The 17,161-nt window shown below is 41.7% G+C and carries 15 protein-coding genes; 2 read left to right on the top strand and 13 right to left on the bottom strand.

Going from position 1 to position 17,161, the window contains the following annotated elements; genetic code table 11:
- Positions 1-317: 317 nt before the first annotated feature.
- Positions 318-1,178 carry a nitrate ABC transporter ATP-binding protein gene (locus IQ259_RS09275; protein WP_193883915.1) on the top strand — a complete coding sequence of 287 codons (861 nt, stop codon included), beginning with the start codon at positions 318-320 and terminating at the stop codon, positions 1,176-1,178.
- A 334-nt stretch (positions 1,179-1,512) separates the two neighbouring features.
- Here IQ259_RS09275 and IQ259_RS09270 read toward each other — a convergent pair whose 3' ends face one another.
- The 8 genes from IQ259_RS09270 to IQ259_RS09240 form a co-directional block, all read right to left on the bottom strand.
- Positions 1,513-2,235, bottom strand: coding sequence for an ABC transporter ATP-binding protein (locus IQ259_RS09270; RefSeq protein WP_228014455.1), 723 nt, complete (start codon positions 2,233-2,235; stop codon positions 1,513-1,515).
- A gap of 83 nt (positions 2,236-2,318) precedes the next feature.
- On the bottom strand, positions 2,319-2,576 hold the full coding sequence (locus IQ259_RS09265) for a type II toxin-antitoxin system RelE/ParE family toxin (RefSeq protein ID WP_193883913.1): 258 nt from the start codon (positions 2,574-2,576) through the stop codon (positions 2,319-2,321).
- Positions 2,577-2,777 (bottom strand): hypothetical protein, encoded by a 201-nt coding sequence (locus tag IQ259_RS09260; protein ID WP_228014454.1) that lies wholly within the window; start codon positions 2,775-2,777, stop codon positions 2,577-2,579.
- Between the two features lie 637 nt (positions 2,778-3,414).
- Complete coding sequence (locus IQ259_RS09255; protein ID WP_193883911.1) at positions 3,415-4,812, bottom strand: hypothetical protein; 1,398 nt, start codon at positions 4,810-4,812, stop codon at positions 3,415-3,417.
- Complete coding sequence (locus IQ259_RS09250; RefSeq protein WP_193883909.1) at positions 4,809-5,153, bottom strand: hypothetical protein; 345 nt, start codon at positions 5,151-5,153, stop codon at positions 4,809-4,811. Before IQ259_RS09250 ends, IQ259_RS09255 begins: the two co-directional genes overlap by 4 nt.
- A gap of 274 nt (positions 5,154-5,427) precedes the next feature.
- Positions 5,428-7,743 (bottom strand): CHAT domain-containing protein, encoded by a 2,316-nt coding sequence (locus IQ259_RS09245; RefSeq protein ID WP_228014453.1) that lies wholly within the window; start codon positions 7,741-7,743, stop codon positions 5,428-5,430.
- A gap of 24 nt (positions 7,744-7,767) precedes the next feature.
- Entirely contained in the window at positions 7,768-8,547 is a 780-nt protein-coding gene (locus IQ259_RS27120) for a tetratricopeptide repeat protein (RefSeq protein ID WP_228014452.1), read from the bottom strand.
- A 152-nt stretch (positions 8,548-8,699) separates the two neighbouring features.
- Positions 8,700-8,870: a hypothetical protein gene (locus tag IQ259_RS09240; protein ID WP_193883907.1), complete on the bottom strand. Its 171-nt coding sequence runs from the start codon at positions 8,868-8,870 to the stop codon at positions 8,700-8,702.
- Between the two features lie 135 nt (positions 8,871-9,005).
- Between IQ259_RS09240 and IQ259_RS09235 the strand changes: the two genes are divergently transcribed.
- Positions 9,006-9,410: a DUF4351 domain-containing protein gene (locus tag IQ259_RS09235; RefSeq protein WP_193883905.1), complete on the top strand. Its 405-nt coding sequence runs from the start codon at positions 9,006-9,008 to the stop codon at positions 9,408-9,410.
- Between the two features lie 80 nt (positions 9,411-9,490).
- Here the strand turns inward: IQ259_RS09235 and IQ259_RS09230 are convergent, their stop codons facing one another.
- The 5 genes from IQ259_RS09230 to IQ259_RS09210 form a co-directional block, all read right to left on the bottom strand.
- Positions 9,491-10,708 (bottom strand): ABC transporter permease, encoded by a 1,218-nt coding sequence (locus tag IQ259_RS09230; RefSeq protein WP_193883903.1) that lies wholly within the window; start codon positions 10,706-10,708, stop codon positions 9,491-9,493.
- Positions 10,705-12,171 (bottom strand): efflux RND transporter periplasmic adaptor subunit, encoded by a 1,467-nt coding sequence (locus tag IQ259_RS09225; RefSeq protein ID WP_193883901.1) that lies wholly within the window; start codon positions 12,169-12,171, stop codon positions 10,705-10,707. The genes IQ259_RS09230 and IQ259_RS09225 overlap by 4 nt, the downstream gene beginning before the upstream one ends.
- Positions 12,172-12,613: 442 nt before the next feature.
- Positions 12,614-13,285 carry an ABC transporter ATP-binding protein gene (locus tag IQ259_RS09220; protein ID WP_305038591.1) on the bottom strand — a complete coding sequence of 224 codons (672 nt, stop codon included), beginning with the start codon at positions 13,283-13,285 and terminating at the stop codon, positions 12,614-12,616.
- A gap of 107 nt (positions 13,286-13,392) precedes the next feature.
- A complete protein-coding gene (locus IQ259_RS09215; protein ID WP_193883898.1) occupies positions 13,393-14,682 on the bottom strand; it encodes an ABC transporter permease in 1,290 nt (429 codons plus the stop codon).
- Positions 14,683-14,748: 66 nt separating this feature from the next.
- Positions 14,749-16,290 (bottom strand): efflux RND transporter periplasmic adaptor subunit, encoded by a 1,542-nt coding sequence (locus tag IQ259_RS09210; protein ID WP_193883896.1) that lies wholly within the window; start codon positions 16,288-16,290, stop codon positions 14,749-14,751.
- Positions 16,291-17,161: the final 871 nt, after the last annotated feature.

Here is a 17,161-nt window from a genome sequence, read left to right as displayed (position 1 = left end):
ACAATTAAAAACCTAACCCCCCAGCCCCCTTCCCTACGAGGGAAGCTACGGTGTACACACAAGTTGTATAAAGTTGCATAACAGCATTTCGATCCCCCCTAGCCCCCCTTGAAAAGGGGGAAATTAGAATCAAAGTCCCCCTTTTTAAGGGGGATTTAGGGGGATCAGATGATTTGTGTGTACACCGTAGACGAGGGAAGGGGGAGAAGTCAAAGCCTCTCTCCTTGCAGGAGAGAAGTTTGGAGAGAGGTTCTTGACAACCGTAAAAAATCAAGTTCCACCCAAATAATTTCACCCTTCACCCTTCATTCACAGCTATGCAAAACCGCAATTTAACTACAGTTACTGACATCTCTAGAAAACCATTAGCAACTGCAACAGGTAATAACAGACCTTTCTTAGAAATTAGAGAGGTGAGCAAAGTTTATTTCACCAAAAATGGCCCTTTCACTGTCCTTGATGGTGTTAACCTCAATGTCAACCAAGGTGAATTCATTTGCGTCATTGGTCACTCTGGCTGTGGCAAATCAACCTTGCTAAATATGGTATCTGGTTTTAACTTTCCTACCTCTGGGCAAGTGTTACTCGAAGGTCAACCAATCACCAAGCCAGGGCCAGACAGGATGGTAGTGTTTCAAAACTATGCGCTGTTACCGTGGCGGACTGCATTTGAAAATATTTACTTAGCTGTCAATGCAGTTTACCCCAACAAAATGGAAGCGGAGAAAAGGGCAATTGTCCGTGATCATTTGGCGATGGTGGGACTAGGTGACGCGATGGACAAAAAGCCCATGCAAATGTCTGGCGGTATGAGACAACGGGTTTCTATTGCCCGTGCTTTGGCAATTCGCCCGAAAGTGCTGATTTTAGATGAACCTTTTGGGGCGTTAGATGCGATTACCAAAGAAGAATTACAAGAAGAACTGCTGAAAATTTGGAACGAGAATCGCTGCACAGTGCTAATGATTAGCCACGACATTGATGAGGCGCTGTTTTTAGCCGATAAGTTGGTGATGATGACCAATGGCCCCCATGCCAAAATTGGCGAAGTCATGGAAATTCCCTTTTCTCGTCCCCGCGATCGCGCCAGAATTATGGAAGATCCGCAATACTATAAACTACGGAACCATGCTTTAGACTTCCTATTCAACCGTTTTGCTCATGATGATGTAGGTTAGCTGAAACAGTAATAAACACCTCAATAACCCGGATTTCTCACCAATTATTGCAACCTCAGTCCAGAGTCCGTAGGGGCGGGTTGAGCGAAATATTCGTGAATGATTTGAGCATATCTGTGAACCCGCCCCTACTGTTTGTGAGAAATGCGGAAATAAGTAGTCGGACACAAAAATTCATGGATGGAGATAGGTTACAGGGGACAGGTTACAGTTAAAAATTTGTGTAATTAATTCTGTCTGATTACTTTATTTCTCAGTTAAGCCGGGAAGAGGTATAAAAAATTTAAAGGATTTGCATCGTTTGATCAGCAATTCCTTGGCGACGATAATTTGATCAAACAGCCAAGTGCGTCAAATCGTTTGGTGTCATGTGAGAGTGTATCACTTCACCATCACGGAACCAAACGATACGCTGGGTTTGACGGGCTACCTCTGGTTCATGAGTTACCATGACTACGGTGATACCACTGGCGTTTAATTCAGAGAAAATGTCCAACACTTCTTGGGTGGTGCGAGAGTCAAGTGCGCCTGTGGGTTCATCAGCGAGGAGAACAACGGGACGGTTGACGATCGCCCGTGCTATTGCTACTCTTTGTTGTTGTCCTCCTGAGAGTTGATTTGGTTTGTTGTTGAGGCGTTTTTCTAACCCAACTCGGATTAATGCTTCGGTGGCGCGATCGCGTCTCTCGGTTGGGTTAACATTAGCATAAGCCATTGGCAACATCACATTTTCTAAGGCTGTAAGTTGGGCTAAGAGGTGAAATTGTTGGAAGACAAACCCCAGCTTTTTGTTGCGGATATGAGCCAAAGCTTGATCATCTATTTGGGCGACATCAAGGTTATCTAAATAATAATGTCCAGATGTGGGACGATCTAAACAGCCAATAATATTCATGGCTGTAGATTTACCTGAACCAGAAGGCCCCATAATTGAACAATACTCGCCTTCGTGAATAGTTAAATTTACATCGTTGAGTGCTTTAACTTCAGTTTCTCGACTACCGTAGACTTTAAAGATATTTTCTAAACGAATGATTGTTGATTTATCATTTGTCATTGGTCGTTTATTAATAATTGTTTTACCCTACTTCTTGTTTCTAGGATAGTCTGTGATCGACCAACCCAAGGCGCTACACAACCCTAATAAATTTCACTACGATGACCAATTTTAGTAATTATGATTAACTGACTCTCAACATCAAAATCATAGATGACTCGATAATCTCTTACTCTTAACTTATAAAACCCTGACCATTCTCCCGTAAGAGGTAAAGGAGTGATCTGCTCAAAATTGATACTTAACCATTCAATTTTATTAAGAATCCGTAGCCGCACCACCTGAGCCAGATTATCTAAATCAGTTATAGACTCTGGTTCAAAATTTACAGAATAACTCATTTAATGCTCTATCCCATACCTTTTATACACCTCCGATGCTGGAATAGTAGGTCTTCCTTCTAGCCGTTTTTGCCGTATTTCTAATAAAGTTTGCTGGAATGACTCTTTAACTTTGTTTCCCTCATCAGGATCACCGAAGTATTCATCTAGAATTTCATCTACTGTGTTACGGATCAGGTTTTGTAACTGTTCTGTTGTCATATCTTTTATTTGCATAGTTTCTCCGAGCAAGGAAATATACACATAATTATATCAATTAGAGGTTGTCTTAAAAGTCTGTTTCTTTGTCATGTTGAATGCAGTCTTGAGCGAAGGGTTCGCGCCAGCGTTCCCGTAGGGTAGGAACTGGAATGAAAAAATTTTTGCCGTCTTGGCATAGCTACTTTAAAATTAGATCAAAAGGTATTTTTAGCAGCAAATATGACGGTAACAGGTAAACATAATTTAACGCTATTTTTGCAGAATATGGGAAAAACGCCAGAAGAACAATTGCAAAGAAATCAAGCTGCAATGAAACTTTTGCAAAAATAGATAGAAGAAGAAGTATCAGAGGCAGAATAAAAAAGCAGGGGGGAAGGGAGCTCTTAGCAGGGGAGAAAAGCCACCTACAAGAGATGGGGTTTTAACCAAAGGTGAAAGGGAGCAAGTGAGCCTGAACGAAGTTCGGTTTGTACCTACAGTCCCCTCTTCTCCCTGCTCCCTGCCCCCTGCCTCTAATCAATCCAAAGAGAAAAATATTTGGAATCATTCAAACAAATAGTTGATAATGAAAGATTATCGGGGCATAAAATTTACTCTTTGGAAAGATATTATTTGTAAAATTATTAATAAAACATCTCTATCTCCGTTTAGTTATGCACCAACCCAAGGCGGTAAACAATAAGGTAGCGATAATACTTAAAATTAAAGATGCGAAAAAAGGATGAGGTTGATTATCTGGTGATATGGCTGCTAGGGGTTGACTGATTTTGTCAATGTGTTGGACGACTACGCCAGAAACAATTGCACCACCACCAAAGCCGATACCAAGTATTTGGATGGTGTTTTCTAGAGAGCGATCGCGTTTAGCTTGTTCTATTTCTACTATGCCACGAATTGAGTCTATAGCTTGGCTCAATAATTCTGAACCGTGACGGAAATAACCTAAGTCTGCGGTTATTTGTTGTTGGAAAAAAGGGCTATTTTTTTGGCTGAAATTTTCTAAAAAGGTGATGTCACTATTGGTAAAATCACGAATTTGCTGTAATCTTTCGGCATAGTTATGCGTGTTAATGACGATGGTGTTTTGATAATCTTCTAAATTTCGTAACAGACGAGTGTAGGTTAATGATAATTGGGGTAACTGTTTTAACTTATTTTTTAAATCTTCTAAATCTGTGTTAATGCTAGATTCTATTTTTGGTAATTGTTCGAGTATTGTTTCTATTTGACGATAAGCTAAGTCTAATGCTTTATATATTTCTCTACTGTCTTTAAAAGCTTTAACTGCTTTGGTACGAAAGAAAAATAAATCTAATAACTCTTGCTGACATTTATTTAAATTAGCATCTGCTTGTTCATCAACAAATAGCCAAATTAAAACGTGTTGATAATTTGCTAATTGGCTAAATAAACCATATTCAAATATGGGGCTACCAAATAATTCACCTTGGCGGTTAAATGGAGGTAAAGGGTAGCCATGAAATATAGATTTTAAACATTCATTTGCTATTTGCTGGGTGATTTGTTTGTCTTTTGCGCCTGTTAACCAACCAGTAATTAGTAAAGTTTGACCGAGAAATAGAGGATTGCTTTTAACAATTAAACAGTTATTTGAGTTTAATTTGCGTAAAAAAGCAATATCTACGTCATCTGTATGATTATTATTTACTTTTTCTGGGCGGCGGAGATTTAACCATAAACTGTAACTGTCATAAAGTCGTAACGGATGAGCAAAGCCTTTAATTAATAAGTCTTGATTTTGGTCTAGAGGAATTTTACCGTCAAAGGTGACGGCGTAGTTGTCATCAATAATTTCTGTATCTTTGAGTAAATCTACACGAGGATTATTTGGTTCTTTGTTGACATCGATTTGCTGATGGAGATGTAAATCTTTTTTGTTTAGAGTGTTGTTTACTATCTCATCGCCAGTGTTCCAGAGAAAGTTTTGATTTATTGATGAGTTATTTAAATCAATATTAGAGCTTTTATAAAGTTGAAAGGCAAATAAATGAATGTTAGGCGCATAAAGTTTCATGATTTGTTTGACTGATTTGTGGCTGTCTTATTATCGTGTAGTTTTTGCAGTTCGTCTTGCAAAACACGATAGCGATTTTCTTGGGTATTTTCTTGGGTTTCTGGTTTGGTTTTGCTGATTTTTTCGATTTCGCGTTCTTCAATTAATACTGCGTCTCTGACATCTTCGTAATCGAGATACCATTGGCGAATTGCTTCCGCAAATATATTAGGCGTTTGAGTTTCTAATTGCGTCAGTTCTTGTTGCAGTTCGGGAATGGCTGTGATGGCTTCTGGTGAGAAAACGTAATCTTGATTTCGCACCACTTGGGTAAATGCTTGGATGAGTTTATCGGGTTCCATTGGTTTAGTTTTGGGTTGGTTGAGTTTGATTGTATCTTATTACTAGTCCTCGAATTACCCCTGCCTAGCACTTATAAAGGCTACGGTGTACACACATCTCGGATGAGAAGCAAAAACTTGGCTTGATCCCCCTAAATCCACGCCACTTGCTACAACGGGGGGAACCCCCGCAACACAGTGGCTCCCCTTAAAAAGGGGGACTTGTAATCCGGTTCCCTCCTTTTTAAGGAGGGTTAGGGAGGATCGGTTCGACTTGTGTATACACGGTAGGGAATTAAGGGGTGTAAACAGGAGAGATGGCGCAAAATGCTGCCCAGTATTCTGGTTTTTTAAATGGCTGTTGTTCTGGTTTATATTCGGTTTCTAAAACTTTGAGAATTGACTGTTTTTGCACTAACTGCATATTGTTTAAATTTTTTAGCCAATCTATTATTTGTGCTTGGGTTGCTTGGCGTAACCATTTTTGGGTATTGTTTAAGGCTAAGGGCATATTATATTGATGGTTTGGCAGGTTTTCATAAAATTTAATCATTAATAATGCTGTGTGAAAGTCGCTGACTGCCCATAAGGTACTAATTATATTGGCTGCACCAGCACTGATAAAGCCACTGGCTAAACCTATATATTCGTCGCTGTTATTTGTAGAATCAATTAAGCCGGTTTCGCAAGCGGAAAGACAAACTAAACGACAGTTATTTAAGTTGAGTTGAAAGATGTCTTCTAAGGTGAGGCATTTTTCTAAATCTAAATATTTTTCGTCATCAACTCGCAGGTGGCGAGATGAGTTGCTATTGGCGGGAGTTTTAGAAACAACTGCATTGGCTAACTGTAAGCCGGATTTTAAAGGTGAATCAAAGTTAAAATAACCATGACAAGAAAAGTGTAGCCATTGAGAATTGGTAAGAGTTTGATTGGTTGATGGTGTTGCTAATGCTGTTTTGGTGGCTTGTTGATGTTTGAGGATTTGGTAGGGTTGAAAGTCGGTGGCGATGGTTTCGACTTCGATATCGGTGAAGGGTAAATCATTGCTGGGGTTTTGAATGGCAAAGAGATGACTTTGTTGATTTAATGGTGAGTTATCTAATTGTTTAGCTCGGTGTTGAGTAAACCGCAATAGTTGACAACTTGGTGCGTAACTCACGCCACCAGGGAATTTATCAAATAAATATTCTGGTGTGGTGGAGTTGTGAGCAGATAAGGGGATGGCTTGGAGAGGTAACAGGTGTAAATAACGATGGGGAATGAGAATTAATTTTGAGCAGTGCGAGGGAATGAGGGAAGTTATTTGATTGAGGTGGAGAATTTGCGTTAATTGGCTAAGTTGTGCGTTTAGTTCAGAACGCCACTTTGGTTTATCTGTAAAGTAAAGCAAAAGGTAATTTTTAATCCAATCAAAAAGATTGTCTAAGTCTTGTTTTTCGGATTGCCAGATTATTGGTTGGTTGTTGCGGGTGATGATGAAGGCGCGGAAGCAATCATTAAAAATGTACCACTGGATAATTGCAGTTTTGTTGTCTAAGAGGTGTTGAATTTCGGTAAATTGAATGCTGCTGTTAACTGTAGGCAGATTTTCTGGTGTTGTTGATGCGGCTTTGGTTAACAGTTCGACTAAGTTGCGGGTTTTGCTGCGTTCGATATATTCTATAGCTTCGGTGTCTTTGTTTAATGCTAGGCAAACTTCCACCATGCAGCGATAAAGCGCATTCCATTCTTCGGCTTGTTTACGCTTGGCTTCTTCCCCAGAATTAATTTCACCCCGGATAAATTCAACTGTTTCTATTGCTTGAGCAAAAGTATTATAAGCCGAGTTAAATTGTGATTCTTCTTGGTATAGTCTGCCGAGATTAAACAAAGTTTCGGCATTGCTTTGAGGAAAGGCAGTGCGGGTTCTGACTTCCAGAGCCGCTCTATAAGCCGCGATCGCTTGTTCAATATTCTCCGCCCGCTCTCCCAATATTCTGTCAGAGTAAGCATTCCCCAGATTATTTTGCGTCATTGCCCAATCTTGAGGAAAGGCGGTGCGGGTTCTGACTTCCAGAGCCGCTCTATAAGCCGCGATCGCTTGTTCAATATTCTCCGCCCGCTCTCCTAATATTCTGTTACGGTAAGCTTCCCCCAGATTATTTTGCGTCATTGCCCAATCTTGAGGAAAGGCGGTGCGGGTTCTGACTTCCAGAGCCGCTCTATAAGCCGCGATCGCTTGTTCAATATTCTCCGCCCGCTCTCCCAATATTCTGTTTTTGTAAGCAATCGCCAGATTATTTTGCGTTGTTGCCCATTGTTGAGGAAAGGCAGTGCGGGTTAATACTTCCAAAGCCGCTCTATAAGCCGCGATCGCTTGTTCAATATTCTCCGCCCGCTCTCCCAATATTCTGACAAAGTAAGCATTCCCCAGATTATTTTGCGTTATTGCCCATTCTTGAGGAAAGGCAGTGCGGGTTCTGACTTCCAGAGCCGCTCTATAAGCCGCGATCGCTTGTTCAATATTCTCCGCCCGCTCTCCCAATATTCTGTCAGAGTAAGCAGTCGCCAGATTATTTTGCGTTGTTGCCCATTGTTGAGGAAAGGCAGTGCGGGTTAATACTTCCAAAGCCGCTCTATAAGCCGCGATCGCTTATTCAATATTCTCCGCCCGCTCTCCCAATATTCTGACAAAGTAAGCATTCCCCAGATTATTTTGCGTTGTTGCCCATTGTTGAGGAAAGGCAGTGCGGGTTCTGACTTCCAGAGCCGCTCTATAAGCCGCGATCGCTAATTCAATATTCTCCGCCCGCTCTCCCAATATTCTGACAAAGTAAGCATTCCCCAGATTATTTTGTATTGTTGCCCATTGTTCAGGAAAATTGCTGCGAGTGTAAACAGTTTGAATGATTTCGTAGCCAGCAACAGCAATTTCCATGTTGCTGGCTTTGCTACCCAAGGGGAACTGCTGAATCAAATTACTAAATTCACCAATAACTGCGGCGATGGATGTTGCTGCTTCTGGTTCTGCTTCCGCTAGGGTATTGGTTGCCCAAGGTTGCAATATTTCTGCAAAAATCGGGTTAAGTTTATCGGTGTTAGCTGCCAGCAACGGGTAAATTACTTGAGGATTGCCCTTGCTTTCTGCTGTTGTTCGCAATACTGTGAAGATAAATTGCCCGTAAATCTCTATATCTTCTTCTGTGATGGCGGGAGTTTTTGGGGTGAGTTGTGTGGCTAAGTTCCTCAGCCAATTAGCGGTGTTTTCCTCTCCTTGCTGTGAAAAATTCTCTGCTACTGCTGCTACCACCCGCACAAAGCCCGTATCCAGCAATTCTGTATTTGCTGCTAATATTTCCGGTTCTTCTCCGCTAGAGCAACTGAGCAGAGTTTGAATTAGCTGATAATAAGCCTGTAGGCGCTGTTCGTTCATGAGTAGAGGTTAAATCAGTGAACAGTGAACAGTTATCAGTGATCAGAGTTTTTTGTGCTGATAACACTTCGGTAGGCTCAGTGCGGTGCTGACAACTGGTAACTGATTACAACAGTATTATCCGCAATTTCGGAAAAATTTGGGAATTTACCTCATGCAGAGACATCGCTACAAATGCAAGTTGTGTCGTTAGGAATAAGATGGCGATCGCTACGAATGCAACTTGTGTCGTTAGGAATAAAATGGCGATCGCTATGAATGCAACTTGTGTCGTTAGGAATGAGATGGCGATCGCTCTTTGGAAAAAATCTGCGATCGTTCATAATTAAACCTCGTCTACTTTGAGAATCGTAGTTTTTTATCGAGATTATGAGATTGCTTACTTACGTCGCAATGACACAACAGAATAATCAAAAACTCCAGATCGTAACATAGATGAGGTTTACATACTCAAATATGTGGGTGATATATTTAGACGACAATATATTGAAGAGAAAGACGAGCGACAAAATATATCAGCTTGTGTACAGGTTTTAGCTGGTTTGCGGTTTGATAAAAGTTTGATTACACAGCTTTTCAGAGAGGAAATTATGCAAGAATCTGTGATTTACCAAGACATTTTGCAGAAGGGATTGCAACAAGGGCTGCAACAAGGAGAAGAACGAGGAAAGAAAAAGGAGGCGCAAGAACTGATTCTACGTCAGCTAACGCGTCGCTTTGGTGCAATTGAGCCACAGACAGAACAGCAGATTCGCACTTTATCTCTTACTCAACTGGAAGATTTAGCTGAGGCTTTGTTAGATTTTTCCAGCCAAAGCGATTTGATTGATTATTTAGCGAATATCTCATCCTCTGAACTTTAAGGCGGAAAATTAAGTAGAAGCGTTTACTTCAGCGCTACTTTGCGTGAGGTAAACGCAGAGGTACGCCGATTTTTTTTATACTAAGCGCTTCTCAAAGCCACAATTGGATCAAGTTTAGCTGCACGGCGGGCGGGAACAACACCAAAGAATAAACCGATCGCACCAGAAACACCAACAGCCGTAGCAATCGCCACAGGAGAGATACCTGCTTCTAGAGGTGTCAAAGTTGCGACTATCATAATACCGCTGACACCAACAGCAGTCCCAACTAAACCACCAATGGCGGAAACAATCACCGCCTCAATCATGAACTGTAATAATATATCTTGTTCGGTTGCACCGATCGCTTTTCGCAATCCGATTTCTTGGGTGCGTTCGGTGACGGAAACGAGCATAATATTCATGATACCAATGCCGCCAACAAATAAGGATATGCCAGCGATCGCAGCCAGCATAATTGTTAATGCACCTGAAATTTGTCCGACGGTTTGCAACGCATCTTTTTGGGTGCGGATGGTAAAGTCATCTTCACCGATGATTTTGTGGCGTTGACGCAGCAAATTAGTAATTTGAAAAACGGCTGCATCTACACTATCGGCATTCTTCGCCGAAGCGACGATGTAAGTTAACTCCAATCCATAAGGAGAAGTCCGCCCGACAATGCGGTTTGCCATTGTAATTACAGGTATCAAGGCTGCATCATCATAATCAACACCCAGATTTGAACCTTTGGCGGCTAAAACCCCAATCACGCGAAAGCTGGTATTGTTAATGCGTAACTGCTGACCAACAGGGTTATTATTACCGAAGAGTCTTTGGGCTAATTTTGCGCCAAGCACCGCAACTTGGTTACTGCGTTTCATATCGACATCAGAAAAAAACCGCCCTTTGTCAGGTTCAAAGTCTCGTACTTTCAAAAAGCTGGGCGTTGTACCAATAATGTTGACATCGGTGCTTTTGTTAGCGTAAGTCACCACCTGTCTGCTATTCAACTCTCCAGTCACTTCTGCTATTGTTGGTACTTGAGTAGCGATCGCTCTAGCATCTTCTAAAACTAAAGTTTTCGGCACATCACGAGAAATACGCTGGGTTTCTCTATTCCCAGGAATCACAAATAACACGTTCGGCCCCAGAGATTCTAATTCTTGACTAACGAATCTCTGTCCGCCTTCACCAATGCCAATCATAGCAATTACCGAAGCGTTACCAATCACGATTCCCAGCATGGTGAGAGCAGTACGCAACTTATTTGATAGCAGAGTTTTCCCTGCCATTTGCACACTTTCTAAGAAGTTCATTGGTTTTGTTGTTCCTGCGCCTTCTTGATTTTATAGTCTTTCGGTAAGTCAACGAACACGCGATCGCCTGCTTCCACTCCCGACAAAACCTGAGTTTGGTCTTGAATTTGCGCTCCTGTTGTCACTTCCCGAAATTGGGGTTGATTTTTAGCATCAAGGACGTATACACCAGTTTTACTGTTTTCGGTGACGATAGACACCGTTGGTAATACTAGGGTATTGTTGACGCGATCGCCTAAAAAAGTCAAGTCTACATTTAAGCCAGAACGTAGTTTATCTGTGCCTGTATTTAATGCTACTCGCACCTGAAAAGATGTGACACCTTGTTCTACAACTGCTTCTGGCGCAATTAAGCGGACATTACCTTTAAAAACTTGGTCGGGATAAGCATCAGCCACAATCTCTACTGCTTGTCCTGGTTTAACTCTGCCAATATCTGCTTCTGGAATTTGTGCTAATACTTCCAAACCTTTAGCAACAGCCACAATTGAACTAGAAGTCGCCGACGCACTTGCAGATGCAGATGTAGTTGGTGTCACAAATGCCCCAATGTTTGCGTATTTCTGCGTCACAATCCCTGAGAATGGTGCGCGAATCACAGTCTCTTGCATTTTGACATCTGCGGCTGCTAACTGAGCTTGCGCCGCTTTGACTGCGGCTCGGCGTTGGGCAATTTCTTCTTTGCGCGTACCATCTTCCAATAATACTAGTGCGGCTTGTGCTTCGGTGACTGCTGCTTCCCTCATCTCAATTTCTTCGCTGCGAGAGCCACTTTGCATCAACGACAACCGACGACGAGTTTCTTCTAAATTAGCTTGAGCAGATTTATCTTCGCTGACTGTTTGATCTAGTAATTGCTTTTTCTCCGCACCTTGTTGGTAGAGGTATTGGTAACGCTTCACCTGTTCAGCGGTGTAGTTCACCCTTGCTTGCGCTGCATCCACTTGGGCTTGAGCTTGAGCAATTTCTTGGGGACGATTACCCGCACGGGCTTGAGCTAACTGTGCTTGTGCTTGCCTCAAACGTGCTTTCGCTTGAGTAACTTCTTGGGGACGAGTACCTGCTAAGGCTTGATCTAATTGGGCTTGAGTTTGTGCTAAGTTAGCGCGGTACTGAAGGATTTGGGCTTGCAAATCCCCTATATCCATCCGAGCGATAATTTGATTTTGCTGGACGCGATCGCCTTGTTCTACATATAATTCTGCCAGCACCCCAGGATTTTTAGGACTGATATTTACACTTTGAACCGGTACAACCTTACCACTGGCAGGAATTTTTAAAGTAACATTTTTAGCTTCTACAGGAACAGTTAGTTGTGTAACATCTTGTTCATTTCCCTGATTAACCATATTGATGGTAGTCGTAACACCAACCACCACAGCCGCCGTTCCTATCAACCCCATCAGCCAGCGTGATGGGTAATAAATTTTGCCAATAACGGGAACTTCTATATACGTGTTCATGATAACGGCCTAATAAATCAGTGCTTTGAGCTTTTAAGGTAGTCTAGAATTACCAGTCGGGATGGATCACAAGTTGTAAGAGTCAGTGTAGATAGCAGTTTTTATAGTTATTCACAATTGTGCAAGATATAAATTAACTTCTCTTAATATTAGTCTTTAGTAATTTTATATGCCTTCACCTAAATGGGTGAACTGATACCGTTTTACTTTAAGGTTGATACAAATAGGCTGCAAGAAAGTAGAGAGCAGGGGGGAAGAATTAGACCAATTTGAAAAATGATTGGCTCACCAGTAAAGCATTCCAAAATCCGTCTTGAAAAGTTTGCTACGGAGGGAAACCCTCCTTACAACTTTTCGCAAAATCCAAAATTGTATTAGCTCTGGTTTGTATCGCTCTTTATATCCGCGTATATCTGCGGTTAATTCTTCTTCAACTCAAGACTCAACCAACAATCAAACCATCTTGTACACGAATAGTTCTTTTAGTTTGAGCAGCAATATCCGGCTCATGGGTAACAATCACAATCGTTATCCCCTGCTGATTCAGTTCTGTGAGTAAATTCATGACTTCATAAGAAGTTTCAGTATCTAAAGCACCCGTTGGTTCATCAGCCAAAACCAATGCTGGCCGATTAACCAAAGCACGCGCGATCGCTACCCGTTGTTGTTGTCCCCCAGAGAGTTGACTAGGGCGGTTAAGAATGCGATCGCTCAATCCCACCCTTGTCAAAGCATCCAACGCCCTTTCACGACGTTTACGTTTGGGTAAGTTAGCATAAACCATCGGCAACATGACATTTTCTAGCGCTGTCGCCCGTGCCAATAAGTTAAATTGTTGAAAAACAAAACCTATCCTTTGATTACGAATATAAGCTAATTCATCATCATTAAAAGTAGTCAAGTTTCTGCCTTCAAAAATATAGTTGCCATTAGTAGGTCTATCTAGACATCCGAGAATGTTCATCAGCGTAGACTTACCTGAGCCTGACGCACCCATAATTGCTACATATTCTCCCTCTTCAATCGCCAGTTGAATTCCCTTCAAAATTGGAACATCCATTTCTCCTAATTGGTAGGTTTTAGTAATAGATTCCATCCAAATCATGTTTGTCATATTATTATCTCTCTGCGTCGCGCCAGTTGCTACAACGGGGGGAACCCCCGCAACGCACTGGCTTCTCCGTGTCTCTGTGGTTCGATTAAAAAATATTTTTCAAACAATTAATCACTACGCAAAGCCGTAATTGGATCTAACTTTGCTGCATTCCGAGCCGGAATTACCCCAGCAACTAAACCCACAGATAAAGAAAGACCAAATCCAACAATTATTGATAAAAAAGAAATTACAAAAGGAAATTTAAAAATATTAGCTGCTACAAAAGCAATTAAAATACCACTGCCTATACCAATCCCACCACCAACAATAGATATAACAATCGCCTCGGCTAAAAATTGATTAAGAATCGCTGAATTAGTTGCTCCTACTGCTTTACGAATCCCGATCTCCCTTGTCCGTTCCACCACAGAAACCAGCATAATATTGGCAATACCAATTCCCCCAACCACCAGAGAAATCCCTGCGATCGCCACTACCATAATGGTAAATAAACCCACAACATTAGTAAAAGTACTAACAATATCAGCTTGATTAGTAATGCGAAAATCATCTACTTGTGGTGGATAAATTTCGTGACGCAAGCGTAAAATATTAGTAACTTGAAATTGCGCCGCTTCTAATTTTTCCTGATTACTAGATTTGATTAAAATTCCACTTACCGACACACCTGTTAAGGCATTGTTTCCTACTAGTCGCCCCGACATACTAGTTAGGGGAATAAAAATTTGGTCATCTCGATCCATAGGCCCTTGAGCGCCTTTAGGCTCCGTAACCCCAATCACTTCATAAGTCTCACCCTGAATCCGAATTTTTTCACCTATAACGTTAGTACTATTCCCAAACAGTGTCCTTCGGACTGTCGGCCCAATCACCGCAACTTGCTTACGAGAATCGAGTTCTTCTTGATTAAAAAATCGCCCCTCTTGAGGATAAGTATTTCGTGCGTCTGGATAATTTAAATCTGTGCCGTAAATTGTGGTTGAAGTGTTTTCGCCGCCATACACTACTTGGGCATTCCGTTGCAGATAAGCCGCAACCAAATCTACCGATGGTGCTTGTTGAGCTATGGCCTTGGCATCTTCCCAAGTCAAGGTACTGGTAGAACCCAACCCTTGACGAACATTTCCACTTCTGGGCGCACCCGCCAAAACTTGCAGCACATCTGTACCCAATGCCTGTATTTGGTTCTCAACGCTTTTTTGCACCCCTTGACCAACCGAAGTAATGGCAATAACTGAAGCGATACCAATAATCACCCCTAGCATGGTAAGTCCTGTGCGTAATTTATTACTCCACAGTGTCTCTACCGCCATTGATAATATTTCTGTCAATGGCACTGTAGACTTACTCGGAATTTTCGGAATTTTTTGAATTTTCTCTAAACCCTGAAGCATAACAATTTTGGATTAACAGCCTTAATGTATGAACCTTTCAACTTTGACTTTTAACTTTTGACTTGACTACGGGGCAGCATTACCACGAGAACGTCCACCGCCACCTCCTAAACCAGGAAATACACCTCCGCGTGGTGTTGATTGCGGTCTTGAACCCGGTGGGAAACTCAGCAATACTCTTTCATTACCTGTTAATCCCGACTTCACTTCCGTAAAGTTATTCACTGTAACGCCAGTTTCAATGCGAGTGAATACAGGTTGCTCCTTCGCGTCTAAAACAAATACGCCTGTAGCCCTTTCTCGGCGGACAACTCCAGCTGTGGGTACAACTAAGGCATTTTCTATTTGACCAACTTGGAAATCCATATCCACATTCATCCCAGACCGGAGTAGATTTTGTGGATCTGACAGAGATACTTTTACCTGAAAACTGGTAACGTTTTGTTCGATGGTTGCTTGAGCAGCAATTTGGCTAACTTTACCTTCAAAAACTTTTCCTGGGTAAGCATCGGCTTTAATTGTCACTTTTTGACCAAGGCTAATTTTGGCAATATTCGATTCTGATAAATTAGCTACAACCTGATTCTCCGAAGCTAAAGCCAAAATCGAAGAAGAAGTGGCGGAAGAAACGGAACTACCTGAAGTAGTTGGTGTTACAAAAGCGCCAGGATCAGAGAATTTTTGCGTTACAAGACCATCAAAAGGGGCGCGAATTATCGTGTCATTGATTTGGGCTTGGATGTTTTGCAGTGAGCCACGAGCGGAAGTTACCTGAGCGCGGGCTACTTCAATATCTTCTCGGCGTGTGCCAGCTTTTAACAATGCCAAAGCTTCTTGTCTCTGTTTGACTGTAGCCCTAGCTTGTTGAATATCCTCTGAGCGTGAACCTGCTTGTTGTAATGCTAATACTTGCTGTGCTTCATTCACTTGAGCTTGAGCGCTGTCACGCGCCGACCGTTTTTGAATCACAGTCTGGAGAGAAATAGCCCCAGAGTTGTAGAGTTCCTGATTGCGACGTAAATCATCTTCTGCCTGAGTTAGGTTAGCTTGAGCGCTTCTCAAACGTGCCTGAGCTTGGGCAATATCCTGGGGGCGATTACCTGTTTCTACTTTACGCAGATTTGCTTCGGACTCGTCTAGTTGTGCTTGAGCTTGGCCGATATCTTGAGGGCGATTACCTGCTTGGGCTTTTTGCAGATTTGCCTGGGCTTGTGCCAATTGTCCCTGTGCTTGAATCAGATTGCCTCGCAGGTTGGAATCATCCATGTAAGCCAGAATTTGGCCTTGTTTGACAATATCTCCTTCCTTGACTAGCAGTTTTTTTAGTACACCAGAGTTTTTGGGACTGAGGTTAATTGAGCGCTCAGGCTTGACTGTGCCATTGGCGGAAACAGCGATCGCTAAATTTTGTCTTTCTACTGGCTGTGTGACAGTCCTTCGTCTGGCTTCTTGACGGGGCATCACTGTGATTTGGTAATAAATTGCATAGCCAATTCCACCCAACAGCCCAAGGATCAGTAACCAAGATAGCCAATGATACTGACGTTGCTTTTTCGACTCTGGAGCTAAAGCTGATGAATCTACAGGGTTTGATGTATCAAGTTTCATAACTATGTCCGTTGTAAAAAATGGCTACCGAGCCAGTTCTTCCGGGCTAAAACTGTAACTTGGTAGCCCATACTTTTAATTTCCTCATTGTATGCAATCGCAGAAGTGACTATATAGATTGAGGAAATTTTGCTCAATTACCAACGGTTAACAACGACTGGTCTACCTACTCTGGGATTAACTAAGTAGGTCGGTGTTAAAAATTGTCGTTATGACAAGGCAAGAGGCAGAGGGCAGAAGGCAGAAGGGAAGAGGTTTTCAAGCTACTTTACTTTCCGTTACATAGTTCGGTTTATTTGCACCTTTCTACTTACCCGTCTTGAGTTAACAGTTCTGCGATAAATTGTTCTTTCGGCGCTGGCAGGTGTAGCTGCAAAAATTGGAGTAATAAATAACGTGGCAGCTAAAACAAGCATTGCACGGTTTTTAGACGGCATAATATTGACTCTTTATTGATGATAAAATTTTCGAGTTTCAACCAAGAAACTTGGAAATTTATGCAACTAAATTATCAACCAGAAAGTCCATATTTATAGCATGACTAAAGTCACTAGTAGTTGCATTTTTATATATGACTAAAGTCACTAATTTTGAAAAATATTCTTTTTAACGAACCGCATACCCCTGCGGGGGAGCAAGCGTTCGACTGAGTTCACGCCGAAGTCTACGCGCAGCGTCTCGCAGAGAAGGACGCAAAGGACACGAAGAAGGAGAATAAAGAGAAGAAAAAGAATTTCACGAATGATTTAGGACTGCTATATTTATGTTTTTATTTATTAGTTTTCTGGTGGTCACTTCTAGTAAATATCAAAAAGTTCAGACAAAAACTAACTTATCTATTAATCAATAAAATTTTTATTTGGCAAATTCT

Origin of the sequence: Fortiea sp. LEGE XX443 (assembly GCF_015206815.1) — a bacterium.
Taxonomy (GTDB): Bacteria; Cyanobacteriota; Cyanobacteriia; order Cyanobacteriales; family Nostocaceae; genus Nostoc_B.
Note: the sequence above shows the minus strand (reverse complement) of the source record. Positions and strands in the feature narration are given on the sequence as shown.

What these genes read in the sequence shown, in the direction of transcription:
- IQ259_RS09210 (WP_193883896.1), bottom strand. Translation starts at nt 16,290, where the DNA reads ATGAAACTTGATACATCAAACCCTGTAGATTCATCAGCTTTAGCTCCA.
- IQ259_RS09260 (WP_228014454.1), bottom strand. Translation starts at nt 2,777, where the DNA reads ATGACAACAGAACAGTTACAAAACCTGATCCGTAACACAGTAGATGAA.
- IQ259_RS09230 (WP_193883903.1), bottom strand. Translation starts at nt 10,708, where the DNA reads ATGAACTTCTTAGAAAGTGTGCAAATGGCAGGGAAAACTCTGCTATCA.
- IQ259_RS09255 (WP_193883911.1), bottom strand. Translation starts at nt 4,812, where the DNA reads ATGAAACTTTATGCGCCTAACATTCATTTATTTGCCTTTCAACTTTAT.
- IQ259_RS09220 (WP_305038591.1), bottom strand. Translation starts at nt 13,285, where the DNA reads ATGACAAACATGATTTGGATGGAATCTATTACTAAAACCTACCAATTA.
- IQ259_RS09225 (WP_193883901.1), bottom strand. Translation starts at nt 12,171, where the DNA reads ATGAACACGTATATAGAAGTTCCCGTTATTGGCAAAATTTATTACCCA.
- IQ259_RS09265 (WP_193883913.1), bottom strand. Translation starts at nt 2,576, where the DNA reads ATGAGTTATTCTGTAAATTTTGAACCAGAGTCTATAACTGATTTAGAT.
- IQ259_RS09275 (WP_193883915.1), top strand. Translation starts at nt 318, where the DNA reads ATGCAAAACCGCAATTTAACTACAGTTACTGACATCTCTAGAAAACCA.
- IQ259_RS09215 (WP_193883898.1), bottom strand. Translation starts at nt 14,682, where the DNA reads ATGCTTCAGGGTTTAGAGAAAATTCAAAAAATTCCGAAAATTCCGAGT.
- IQ259_RS27120 (WP_228014452.1), bottom strand. Translation starts at nt 8,547, where the DNA reads ATGAACGAACAGCGCCTACAGGCTTATTATCAGCTAATTCAAACTCTG.
- IQ259_RS09270 (WP_228014455.1), bottom strand. Translation starts at nt 2,235, where the DNA reads ATGACAAATGATAAATCAACAATCATTCGTTTAGAAAATATCTTTAAA.
- IQ259_RS09240 (WP_193883907.1), bottom strand. Translation starts at nt 8,870, where the DNA reads ATGAACGATCGCAGATTTTTTCCAAAGAGCGATCGCCATCTCATTCCT.
- IQ259_RS09250 (WP_193883909.1), bottom strand. Translation starts at nt 5,153, where the DNA reads ATGGAACCCGATAAACTCATCCAAGCATTTACCCAAGTGGTGCGAAAT.